9 protein-coding genes are annotated in these 12,993 nt (G+C 38.9%); 3 read left to right on the top strand and 6 right to left on the bottom strand.

Annotated elements, in window-relative coordinates:
• Nucleotides 1-32: 32 nt before the first annotated feature.
• Together MMG00_RS01795 and MMG00_RS01790 are read right to left on the bottom strand one after the other, a co-directional pair.
• A complete protein-coding gene (locus MMG00_RS01795; protein WP_242150549.1) occupies nt 33-806 on the bottom strand; it encodes an energy transducer TonB in 774 nt (257 codons plus the stop codon).
• 20 nt (nt 807-826) lie between these two features.
• Entirely contained in the window at nt 827-3,016 is a 2,190-nt protein-coding gene (locus MMG00_RS01790) for a TonB-dependent receptor domain-containing protein (RefSeq protein WP_242150546.1), read from the bottom strand.
• A gap of 258 nt (nt 3,017-3,274) precedes the next feature.
• Between MMG00_RS01790 and MMG00_RS01785 the strand changes: the two genes are divergently transcribed.
• From MMG00_RS01785 to MMG00_RS01775, 3 genes are all read left to right on the top strand, one after another.
• On the top strand, nt 3,275-4,699 hold the full coding sequence (locus MMG00_RS01785; protein ID WP_242150543.1) for an MFS transporter: 1,425 nt from the start codon (nt 3,275-3,277) through the stop codon (nt 4,697-4,699).
• Between the two features lie 168 nt (nt 4,700-4,867).
• On the top strand, nt 4,868-6,517 hold the full coding sequence (locus MMG00_RS01780) for a DUF4139 domain-containing protein (protein ID WP_242150540.1): 1,650 nt from the start codon (nt 4,868-4,870) through the stop codon (nt 6,515-6,517).
• Nucleotides 6,518-6,869: 352 nt separating this feature from the next.
• Nucleotides 6,870-8,078, top strand: a complete 1,209-nt coding sequence (locus MMG00_RS01775; protein WP_242150537.1) for a hypothetical protein — start codon at nt 6,870-6,872, stop codon at nt 8,076-8,078.
• Here MMG00_RS01775 and MMG00_RS01770 read toward each other — a convergent pair.
• The 4 genes from MMG00_RS01770 to MMG00_RS01755 form a co-directional block, all read right to left on the bottom strand.
• Nucleotides 8,068-8,598 carry a DedA family protein gene (locus tag MMG00_RS01770; RefSeq protein WP_242150534.1) on the bottom strand — a complete coding sequence of 177 codons (531 nt, stop codon included), beginning with the start codon at nt 8,596-8,598 and terminating at the stop codon, nt 8,068-8,070. The genes MMG00_RS01775 and MMG00_RS01770 overlap by 11 nt on opposite strands.
• A gap of 121 nt (nt 8,599-8,719) precedes the next feature.
• Complete coding sequence (locus MMG00_RS01765) at nt 8,720-9,610, bottom strand: prephenate dehydrogenase (RefSeq protein WP_242150531.1); 891 nt, start codon at nt 9,608-9,610, stop codon at nt 8,720-8,722.
• A gap of 745 nt (nt 9,611-10,355) precedes the next feature.
• Nucleotides 10,356-11,441, bottom strand: a complete 1,086-nt coding sequence (gene tal / locus MMG00_RS01760) for a transaldolase (RefSeq protein ID WP_242150528.1) — start codon at nt 11,439-11,441, stop codon at nt 10,356-10,358.
• Between the two features lie 156 nt (nt 11,442-11,597).
• Complete coding sequence (locus MMG00_RS01755) at nt 11,598-12,773, bottom strand: lytic transglycosylase domain-containing protein (RefSeq protein WP_242150525.1); 1,176 nt, start codon at nt 12,771-12,773, stop codon at nt 11,598-11,600.
• Between the last annotated feature and the right edge of the window lie 220 nt (nt 12,774-12,993).

Here is a 12,993-nt window from a genome sequence, read left to right as displayed (position 1 = left end):
TCTATCTTGAAGATGATAATGATTCCCCAATACTACATCTTAAAGACATATTGAATCTTTACTTGAATCGATGTTGCAACACCATTGACTTTATATGGTTTCAAACGAATACCATGTGCTGCTTTTGCCGCTGCCTTATCTAAAATATCATGTCCTGATGAACGCGCAATTTTTACAGAATATGCAGAACCACTCTCATTAATGCCTACTAAAAGATCTACTGTTCCTTGCATACGGCGCTGTCTTGCTGCTCTTGGATACCCCGGTGTTGGTTTACTAAGCACGCTAACTTCGCTTTCACTATAAACTGCTTTAGCTGTTTGTACCGCACGAGCATTTGAATCTGAGGCTTGCTTACGAGGTTGCTGACGCTGTTGACGGCGTTCTGGTTTTGGCTCAGGTTTCGCTTCTTGACGCTGAACTTTATTTTCTGATGGCGCCTTTGTCGTTACCACCTCTTCTTTAGGAGGCTCTGGCTTAGGCTCAGGTTTTGGTTCAGGCTCTGGCTCAGGTTTTGGTGGCTCAGGCTCCGGCTCTGGCGGGGTTTCTTCTTTTGGCGGCTCCTCTACTTGCGGTTCAGGAGCTTCTTCGCTATCCATTGCTGAATCTTCTGCATTTCCCTCTGTCTGTTCTGTAACCCCTGCTAATTGAAACTCATGCATCGTCATGCTTACAGCATTACCCTCTTGCATCATACTCATTTCAGGATCACTTACAGCAGTGAGGCCCATATATGCCCCTGCGTGAACTAAGCTCACGCAGAGGATGGCCATTATTGCAGTAACTCTATTGCCATTATTCATCATTATCTCTTTAAGATTTTATATTAGAACTCGTAATTTAGTTTTAACCAAAGTTTGCGACCTTCTTCAATACGCGCATAACCATTTTGATAATCAGCTCCCGGCTTAGGCGCGGCTGTTCCTGTTTCTGGCATGTGGTAATCTAAGAAGTTTTTATCAAAGAGGTTATCTACCCCAAAGTTAATTGTCATTTCACGGGACGGTTTATAACTCGCACCAAGATTTACTAACGCATAATTACGGTAATAAACTTTCTCTTTATGCCAGTTCAAATCGTTATACTCTTTTGCACGATATTCCCCTTCAGCCCATACATTCCACTGACCTGTAATCTGCCAGTCAGCCTTTATATTGATCATATGCTGAGGTGTTTTACTAAATGGGATTTTTTGCCCATTGTTATTTTTGTAACTACTATGGGTATAAGTATAGTTTGCGGTTAAGCCAATATCGTCACGAATTTGATAACGTGATCCAAGCTCTAGACCATAAAGCTTTGCATCATCAACGTTAAATTGCTTACTAAAGGTTGCCGAACCTCTATCATCACCATTAATGGTGATACAGCCAGCAACGTTGTTTACATTACAGTTATCTAATGAAACACTTTCAATCTTATCTTTAAAGCTTGTATAAAATCCTGTTGCGCTAAATCTAAAATTATCAAGATTATCATAAGAGAACCCTAACTCTGCAGATGTTGCCGTTTCTGGTTTCAAATTGGGGTTTCCTAATAAAGGAAGCGCACCTTGTCGCCCTAAACCAATTACTCCATCTGTCATCTTCTGTAAGTCTGGGGCTTTAAATGCTCGGCTTACACCCCCTTTGACTTGCCAGTTATCATCTATATTCCAAACTAAGTAAGCTCTTGGGCTAAAATGACTACCAAAGTCTTCATTCTTGTCATAGCGAAGACCAAATGTCGCGATGACATTATCGGTAATCATCCACTCATCTTCAGCAAAGAGTGCCCATTGCCACTGTTTTGTATCTAATTCAGCGCCTTCAAGCGTATCTTTAAATTTCTGGCTCTTATATTGAAGCCCTGCACTAATAAAGTGATCGCCTAAACCAAACATCCATTTATGATCAAAAATGATATTGCTATATTTAATATCGCGATCCATCCCTTGTCTAGGAGATGGCGTTCTATTAATAGGGTTTAAACGCCCGATGGTTTTTGTTTGATCCCAAAGCAATGCGGATTCTACCGTTGCAAAATCTAATTCTGCTTTATGGGTCACACCAATTCGCTCACGAGTAAAACGTAAATGATCCGCATAACCACCCCCTGTTTTTCCAGGAGCTAAGGAGCTATTTTGTGTTCCTAACTGATTATCACCATTTTCATAACGCTGAACGCCACGATCATAACTCACTACAAACTCTTGGTTTTCAGGAGTAAATGTTAAGCGTGCACCGTAGTTAAAATTCTTACGCTCACCTAAACCACTAAAGTTAGCGATTTTACCCAATTCTCCCGCCGGGTTTTTAACATATGTTCCCTTTGCGTTTCGCTTAGTTTGGAAGCTTCCCATTAAGGCAAGTCCTACTAAATCTGTTTGAATCGGACCTCCTAAGTAAAATGCAGTGGTATTTCCCCCTGAAAATTTACTATTAGTTGGCTCTTCAATAGAGAAGGTCACCTGTCCGCCCCATTCATCTGGTACTTTTTTCGTGATCACGTTCACAACCCCACCTAAAGCATCTGAGCCATAAAGTGTAGACATTGGACCACGTACTACTTCAATTCTTTCAATCGCAGAACTTGGTGGAATAAAACTGGAATCCACATCCCCAAAACCATTGGGGCGCGCACCTGAGCTATTTTGGCTAACTCTTTGACCATCGACCATTAATAAGGTGTAATCAGAGCCCATTCCGCGAATGCCGATATTTGCGCCACCGGATTTTCCACCACGACTAACATTCACCCCTTCGACATCTTTTAAAACATCCCCAATATCATTGAAAGGTTTCTGACTGATCGTCTCTTGCCCAATGACAGAAATTGATGCTGGAGCATCTTTTACTTCCTGTGCAAAGCCAGAAGCGGTAACGACCATTGATCCGAGGTCTGCAGCTTTTGTGACCTCTTCTTCTGTTGCCTTCTCCAATAAAACATCATCAGCATTTGCTGATACAAAAAGAGAGGTAGCAGCTGACAATAAGAGTGCTACTTTAATCTGTTGTGACAAAATATTACGATGCATTCAAACTAAACCCTTTATCAAATCCAATATGAGATAACATCCGTGTTAAAAACTCCTAAGTAAGTGCTAACCTTTAGCTAATAGGAATTATTGTCATTAATGAAAGCAAAGTCAATGGCAATGATAACTATTTTCAACTAATTATTACCAAGCAGACCTAAAAAGCCTTTCTTTTTTATCTTTAAGTAACTTTGCGCTATCATATCCTCACGATATTTTTGATAACTCTTTATTACTCAAAAAGTAGACCTATTTAATATGCGTACAATCACAACCTTTTCTTCGCTCTATCTCGCGACACTTTTTATGCTCTTTGCAAATGGGTTATTAACCACATTTGTCGCTTTAGAGCTTGAAAGCCAAGGCGTCAGCGATCTTTTAATTAGTAGCTTAACTTCAGCGTACTATACTGGGCTTGTCATTGGCGCTAAGCTTGGGCATAGACTAATTGCAAGAGTTGGGCACATTAGAAGCTATGTAACAGGTGCCGGTATTACTGCTGCGACGGTTATTATGATGGGGCTTGTAGACCTTTTTGAGTTTTGGCTAGTCGCTCGCTTTATTATGGGGCTCATGATGATGTGTCAATATATGGTGATAGAAAGCTGGCTTAATGACCAAGCAGAACCCTCACAAAGAGGAATCGTCTTTGGAATCTATATGGCAGTTAGCTCATTAGGGGTCTTAATTGGACAATTAGCGCTTACAGCGATCGATCCTATTGATGTTCGTGTTTTAATGATTGTATCGATGTTTTTCTCGCTCTGCTTAGTACCTTTAGCCGTCACAAGAGCAATTCACCCGATTCCTCTTAAAGCAGCCCCCTTAAATGTTGGTTACTTTCTTAAAACATTGCCACAAGTACTACTTATTACTCTCTTTGCCGGCATGATGGTCGGATCTTTCTATGGTTTAGGTCCTATCTTTGCCACTCGTTTAGGATTAGATACTCAAGAAGCGGGAATCTATATGGCGATTGCGATCGGCGCTTCACTGATTATTCAGTGGCCTTTAGGTTTACTATCAGATCGCATGAATCGACTCTTATTAGTCACGCTTGTGGCACTTTGCTTATTAGTCTGCTCGATCTTTATTAATATGCCATTTGCCACAAATATCTATATTGCGATCGCAAGCTTCTTTGCAATTGCACTACAATTTACGCTCTATCCTCTTTCAGTGGCGATTGCCAATGACAATATTGATGAAGATAAACGTGTCTCTTTAAGTGCCATCTTACTGATGCTCTTTGGAGTGGGTGCGGCTATTGGCCCACTTATCTCTGGCTACTTTATGGAATACTTTGGCGCCAAAGGGCTCTATCTTTTCACCATCGCGATTGCGCTCTCTATTATTGCGATGAATTTCTCTAAAGCGAGCAAAAAGCTCCATACCGATGTGGAAGATGCACTCCCGCACGTTCTTATGCCTGATGGACATGTCTCACCTATTGCAGCTGCAACACTTGACCCACGTATTGATGAAGATGCCATTATCGAAGCGATGGCAAACGAAGAGGCAAATGAGATTAAAGAAGCGCTCAATGAAGAGATTGAAGCTGATAAAGTGGAAAAGAGTAAGTCAAAGATTGAACGCTACACATTAATTCCTTATGGAGAGTATAGCTACCGCGCTTTTGTTAATAAATATGGTGCTCCAAAAACTGAGGAAAATGCCGCATAGTTTAAAGTGAATGCAATGTTAGAAAAGGGATAATCATAAAAAGCTTAAATATGATTTGAGTAAAGCTTTAAACTCTTAGATAGTGATACTATAAACAATTGATTTAAACCATAATCAACAATATCTATTACTAGATAATATGGATCATGATGGTATCTAAGGAGCTCTATGAAACGCCTTCCTCACTATATTCTTTTAATTTCAGCATTAACACTTCCCTTTTTTGCCAGCGGCAATACGATAGCGAAAACGCAACCCGTTCACTTAACAGATGCCACGATTTACCTTAAGGGCGCTGAGTTAAGAAGCCAAACTACCGTGAGCGTTCCTAAAGGTGAGAGCGATATTATACTTAGTAATATTGCCGGCAATGTTAATCCTGAGACCTTATCGGTCTTTGCTGACCAAGATGTTCTTATTCTTTCATCACAATTTACTAAAGATTACCGAGAGAAAGAGATCCCTACAGGCGAAATCCAAAATATTCAAGACCAAATAGATCTACTAAAAGATCAGAAAACAACGGATGTTATTCGCCTTAAAACCAATAAGGCAGCGCTTACGATCATTGATAATAGTAAAAACTTAGAGCGCACTAAAGAAAATGCCCTATCTGTCAATGAGATTAATGACCTCATTAATCTTGTTGAAAAGAAAACAGAGCAGCTATTAACAGATAATGCCCAAATAGAAAGTCGACTCACCAAGATCAACGATGATATTAATCATTTAGAGCAGCTTCTAGAAAAGACCAAACAAAAAGGTGTTGAGCCCGGCGCTCGTATTAAAATCAGACTCTATGCGCCTAAAGCCACTAGCACGAAACTTGATATTACCTACGTAGTCAATAAGGCGGGCTGGATTCCGACTTACGATATTCATACGACCTCAGTTAATCAACCTATCGAGCTGACTTACAAAGCAAAGCTCTATCAAAACTCTGGAATTGCTTGGGATAATATCAACATCATTCTCTCTTCTGGCAATCCCTCACAAAACACAACGATTCCAACGCTAACCCCATGGTATCTCAGCGAAGCTAGCCCCCTTGACAATAAAGTACTATATGGCGAAATTCGATATGATTATGAATCTGAATCACCAAAAAGGAATGCTAAAGCTTCTTTTGAAGACTTTAACGGTGCTCCCCAAAGACAGAGAACACTAGAAGAATACGTTATCACAGATAATGGCGGTATTAATACGCAATACCTCATTAATATCCCCTACACGATCCCATCGGATGGTAAAGAACATACCATTTTTATTCAGCGCGCTGAACTTGCGACGGAGTATCAATATATTGCGATTCCTAAACTCAGCCCTAATGCTTACTTACAAGCGACCATTAAAGATTGGCAAAGCTTAAATCTTCTCCCAGGCGTGACAAGTCTCTACTTTGAAAACCATTATATCGGTCAAGGCGTACTCAAACTTAATGATCTTCAACAGGGGTTAACTCTCTCTTTAGGAATTGAAAAAAGAATCATTGTTGAGCGAGAAGAAGTAAAGACCCAAGGCTCTTCTGGTATTTTTAGCGGCAATAATATTGAGCGAAAACTTGGATACACTATCAAAGCGACAAACTCTCGCCCAGATAACATTAAGCTCACCGTTATAGATCAGCTTCCTGTCAGCCAAAATGAGCAGATTAAAATTCAAGACTTACAACTAGGCTCTGGCATCCATAATATCATCACAGGAAATCTCTCTTGGGGGCTTAACCTCAAAGAAAATGAGAGTAAAGCAATTGAATATAGCTATAAAATCCGTTATCCAAAAGAGATGAATATTGAAGGCTTACAATCTTTAGAGTAAGTTTCTTGTTATAAAGTCTAAATAACGAACCATCAATAGGTGCTTGCATCACGGCTAGCGCCTATTTTTACATAAAAACCCCGTATTCATCCTAAAAACACTCATACTTATCATCAATGTCCTGAAAAATTAAAATGATAATGAAATCGGTTTAAAAGTGACTAAATCAGATTACCGGCGCATCAATTATGAGATGCACAAAAATCGTTCTACCCAGCATCGTGCAAGCGTATTTGATTGATAAGTTATCTTATTTTATTTTTAAAACAGTTTTTCTTAAACCGAATCAACGATAACAGTTTTACCAGCTAGTTATTAATGAAAGTAAATATTAAAATTAAAGAATATCACCATGCAATCCCATAAAACCGCCGCAACCATTCTTGCCTCGCTTACCGTAATATTTTATTACCTTTTTAGTATTGGGCAGCAAAAGCTCTACATTATCTTTATCTATGCAAAAAGTTATGAAGGATTTACCGATATTCCCATCAACTATTTAGGGTTGTTATATCCCTTTATTATCAATGGGGCATTTCTCTTTATCCTCTATAGGTTCTTTCTCTCTCAATTTGGGGTGCCGGTTTTATCATTAAAAAATATCTTATTTGCCATCTTGCTTCCCCTCTTTTATCTCATCAGTAGCGAGATCATTAACCTTCTCTTATCTTTACTGGCATTTTATTTTATACAGGATAGCTTTACTCAAATTGGCCTACTAAGCCAAGCAATCTACACATTTCAGGCATACTTTGGCTCATTACTTGCGATTATTTTTTTCTTAATATTGGTAAACCTTGTGGTTCCCTACTTTTTAAACACTAAATCAGCTCATTACATTAATAAGGCTGATAACCATGGTAATGGTCATAGGCCCTCTAAAATTTTAATGACCTCTTTATTGCTAGCGCTCATGATAATCATTACTGGGCATCTCTCGCCGTATCTTCTAATTCCCTTTGTGCTGCTTCCTTCGTATGAAGAAGCACCTTACTTTAGTACATTATTTTCAATACTCTACGCTATGATTTTTATTGGTTACTTTACAGCTTGGAGCAAAAATAGACTCTTAAAATCCCTACCACTATCTCTAGATGCTGTTATCAATATTAGTTTTAAAATCTGCTTTTTACTCTCTATACTCTGGTTCTTATGGGATTATCTCGCTGAGATTATTAACACGTTTGGAGATAAAAACTTTATTCCAGACTTAAATGGAATTCGCCCCATAAGAGAGCTCTCCTATAGCACAAGTGCCGGCATCTCTACTATATTACTGATACTCGCTATTACCCTTATTGTATTGATTGCTCAAAGATTAGTGACTAAGCGCCAACAAATTTTACATTATGGTGCGATGCTCTTACTCTTTGTGATTATACTTTATGATGCCATAGCATGGGGGTTATCACTGCGCTTAATACTATTTCAAAGTGGTTTATTTCTCTTTAGCACAAGCCTAATTATTCTAATACTTTCATTCATCTACCCTATTATCTGGCAGATATCTACCCGAAAACTCTCTAAAAAATGCTCAAGTTTCCCAAACATTAATGAATAAACTTAGATAACCACTCAATCCCAAAAATACCAGGAGATAATACTAACAATGACCAGCAAGTAGCAGATGCCCCGCTCACAAGCAAATAACGATATTTAGGAATCGAGAAAATTCCACAAATCATCGGCACCGTGACTCGAAGAGGCTCTAAGAAACTACAAAAAAATAGTGTCCACAATCCCCATTTATGGAAAAATGCTTGGGTTTTAGGCAACAGCTTTGGCTTTTTAGAAAATGGCCAAAGCCGATCAATCCCACTTTTATGAATCTTTCCAAAACTATAAGAACACCACATCCCCAAAAAAGCTCCTAACGCACAAGCAAGCCACATCCATTCAAAGGGATAATGAATCGTTCCGACGACAACACTCAATGATACGATTAAGATAGTGCCCGGAAAGAAAAGCCCTATAATCACTAAAGATTCAATGAAAGCGATAACAAGCGTTAATAAGAATATCCATGATTCATGTTGCTGCGCAAAATCGGTAATTGATTGCGTAAAATGATGCAATGACATCTGCCCTCCTTCCTTGAAGCTATTCATCAAAATATATCGATAAAATCATTACCGATATATTTTTGTCATCATACTTTCACTCTTTTTTAAAGCTATGACTCATTTTCTAAAAAGAAGTGTATTAAGGTTCTTTATAAAAATTATCACGCGCATGCTTAGCTCTTGCAAAAACCTTACTGAGCGTTTCACGCTCTTGATCTTCTAAAGCGTGTTTTAAAAGGTCGATTTTCTTTTGATAAGCCACTAAAACTTCTAAAATCGACTCACGATTTTGTAAGCAGATATCTGTCCATAACTCAGGATCTGAGGCTGAAATACGGGTAAAGTCCCTAAATCCTCCAGCGGCAAAACGAAAGATCTCCGCACGATCATCAAGGTTTGCCAAAGTATCTACTGTGGCATACGCTAAAAGATGCGGAATATGGGAGGTTGCAGCTAATACTTGGTCATGGTGTTTTACGCCCATCTCTTCTGTTTCTGAACCCGTAGCTTTCCACATCTCATGAATCGTTCTCACAGCATCATGGCTATTTTCTAGATGAGGGATTACCAATGTTCTTCGATTATCAAATAGAGAGTCAAATGAGTTTTCAACACCATGCTTTTCAGTTCCTGCAATCGGATGCGCAGGCACAAAACGCTCTGGTAGATAACCAACTTCTGCTTTAATGCTCTCTAATACAGAGCCTTTCGTAGAGCCGACATCGCTCATGACTGCATCTTCCTTGAGATAAGGGATAATCTCTTTGACTATTTTTCCCATCGCCGTAATCGGCGTTGCAAGAATAATAATATCAGCATTTTCTGCCGCTTTAATAGGATCTGTATAGATCTCATCAGCAACCCCTAATTCATAAGCTTTTTGTAATGCTTCTTCGCTTTGATCATAAGCAATGATCTTTCCGACAGAATTATTACGTTTTAATGCACGAGCAAGTGAGCCACCAATAAGCCCAATTCCCATAATTGCAATGCGCTCTTTAAAAAATGGTTGAGAGAGTTCTATCTTCATCTTTTCCTACTTTAATTCGATCCTATTTTATCATTCATACTAAATGGTTATTGAGCGATCAGCCTTTTTTCATTAACTTATTTTCATTAATAATAACCATCGCCTAACATACTATAAAACGTCCAATATTACTAAGCATCCTTTGTAATATTCATGCTTTTTACACCACCATCATCAAACGAGTCATTTTATAAGCAAAAACGGATAGCTACTGACCCAATAATCTTTATCAAAAATTCGGTTTAAAAGCTACTAAACCAGATTGCCGGCGCATTAGTTATAGTGACTTCCAAATATAGGGTGATGAGCAGCTGGGTCGAATGCTTGCATGTTTCTTTAAAATTACGTGCCAGCAGTTTTAAGCCTTTTTCAGCTCGTATCGGAATTTAATGCGTAATAGCTATATGATGGCATAAGAGCCTTTCTATCCGATATAGAAAGGCTGATTTGATACACTCATTATGCAATTTCACTTTTATAGTAAAGTCTCAGTTTAAAAATGACTTGATAAGATTGCCGGCACATCGGCTAGGGGAAGCACAAGGATCGTTCTATCCGGCATCATGCAAGCAAGTTTGCTTCATACCCTGTACTGTTTCACTTTTAAAATAGTGCTTCTTAAACTAAATTTGCCATAATCTGACGAACTGCCTCAAACGGTGATGATCTTCTTTGAACATATAAAAAATCCTCTCAAAAGAGAGGATTCTTCAAATATCTTAATTATTCAATAACAACTGATCGATTAATGTCTTGCTTTCTCAATTGTTGATAATAAAGAATCAAAAGCCATCACAAACTGCTCCACTCCAGCAGTTTCTAAATCTTCACAAACCGCATTTAAATCAATACCCAACTCTTTTAAGGTTTTTAATCGGGTTTTAGATGCTTCAATCTCTGTCAGGATTTCTGGTGTTGGTACTGTCTTATCTTCTAAGAAAGCATAATAAGTCTTAGGCGGAATCGTATTGACTGTATCAGCCCCCATCAATTGATATACATAAAGAGTCTCTGAATAACTAGGATCTTTCACACCCGTTGATGCCCAGAGCAACCGTTGAGGCTGCATCCCTTCTTTTAAAAGGGCTTTTGCACGATCTCTTGTCATGACAAATTGATAATGCTCATAAGCCATTTTGGCATTATCTATAGCAATATGTCCTTTTAACTCAGGGGCAATATCACTGACTTTTGCATCAATGACGCTATCAATTCTGGAGATAAAGAAGCTTGCAACAGATGCAATTTTAGAGATAGGAAGACCTTGTTTTACTCTGGCTTCTAATCCTTTTAAAAAGGCATCTAAAACCTTCTCATAACGAGATACTGAAAAAATCAACGTTACATTGACATTAATACCTTCTGCAATCAAGGCTTCAATAGCGATGATCCCAGCTTTAGTCGCCGGCACTTTAATCATTAAATTAGGGCGATCAACCTCTTCCCAAAGCGCTTTTGCTTCGATGATCGTCCCATTAGCATCATGTGCTAGATCCGGTGAGACTTCTAAACTCACATATCCATCACGGTAATCTGTCGCTTCATACGTATCTGCAAAAAGATCACAAGCTGTTTGGATATCATCGATTGCTAATTTAAAGAAAAGCTCTCTTGCACTTAACTCTTGATTAGCTTCATCTTTCATTACAGAAAGATATTCAACACCGCCCGCTATTGCTTTTTCAAAGATGGCAGGATTAGAAGTAATCCCTAAAAGCCCCTCTTTAACGATCATTTGCGCGAGCTTGCCTTCATTACCAAGCATATTGCGCTCAATATTATCAAACCAGATACTCTGACCAAGCGCTTGTGCTTTACGAATATTTCCCATAACTTATCCTTCAATTTCCATAGAAAGATAACGTTTTCAAAACGCTATCCCATCTGCATACAACGATGCTAAAAGTTCTTTACGGCGAGCATTGTGACCCTTGAAAACAATCTTATCAAGGTTTTTTTCATATTTGATCCATACACCTTTCTAAGATCAAGGTTGGATACGACTTGGTCTGTAAAACCCATGATAATCAAGTCGCTTCATCGTCCCTTTAGGTAACCAAATATCATAATTACTCGGAATCTCTGCACGATTAGTCTCTATATTACGAAGCCATGCTGGATTTAACTCAATCAGTAACGATGATGGTACCCCCACCTCTTTAGAAAGATCATTGAGCTTCATAGGCGTTACTAACTGAATACCTTCAATATTACTCGCCATGAATGTATAACGAAATCCTGGGAAATATTTATCTGGCTCTTTCGCAATCTTCATCGCTGCTAAAAATTCTGCATAAAAGTTACGAGAAGCAAACTGAAATGCGCCTTCACTATAGTTAAAAACTATTTTCCCCATATCATTACCATAACGCTCTTTAGCACGAATACCGTGACCTACCCCTGAGTTATAAGCCGTAATCGTTAAAGGCCAATAATTCACAATATTATGGTTATATGCCATTAATTTTGCCGCCCCTTGCGCTGAGTGGCGAGGATCAAAGCGAGAATCTAAGACATTTGCCCTCATTGGCATAAAGCTTCTTGCGGTAGATGGCATAAATTGCCACATTCCAGAAGCACCCACTTTAGAGCGTGCCCCTTTATTAAAAGAGGATTCTACATGGGGTAAATAAGCAATTTCCTCTGGTAATCCTGCTTGTCTAAAGACCTTTTTAAAATAAGGAATATATGCCTGACTTCGCTCTAAACCACGGCGAAACTCTGATTTAAGACCTCTTTGTCCCCGTAACCTTTCCGAAGCTCCAATTAAAGCCTCAGGCCCCCCTGCTTTAAGCAGCATCTTTTTAATACGTTCTTGATTACTTGTTAAAGGTCTAGGGTTTAACATCGCCTCTTCAATCACCAAAAGGTCATCTTGAATCAGTTCAGAAATGGTATCCCATGTCATACGATCGCCTTGACGAATAGGAGAGAGTTCATAAACCACCTCTAAATAACGGTTATCATGGAATGCAACGACATCCGTATCCCACCGAGAATAGACATGCGTCCAAAAATTAATCATCGGTGCCATTGCCTTTGGCTCAGGAAATTCCACCCGAGAAGTAGGTCTAGGAGCGCTAGCGCATCCTGCAACAATCAAAATGAGAAGCATCAGCACGAAATGACGTTGCCATGCTCTAATATTTTTCAAAAAACTCATCAGTAAAGTGCCTCTTCTCAGCTAGTTGCCGCAATAATTGATTTCCCAAAGAATCGAACAGTTAGCGCCGAAAAACCTTAGCCTCTCGGTTCTCACCTATCTTTTCATTAGCATAGGGGATTAAATTCTCTAAAATTGATTAAGGGATAGATTCTCTATCCCTTATGGTGACTATTAACCTTTCATTTTTACCATTAACGCCGTTAATGATCAATGAACA

The sequence above is a fragment of the Ignatzschineria rhizosphaerae genome, assembly GCF_022655595.1.
Lineage (GTDB): Bacteria > Pseudomonadota > Gammaproteobacteria > Cardiobacteriales > Wohlfahrtiimonadaceae > Ignatzschineria > Ignatzschineria rhizosphaerae.
Note: the sequence above shows the minus strand (reverse complement) of the source record. Positions and strands in the feature narration are given on the sequence as shown.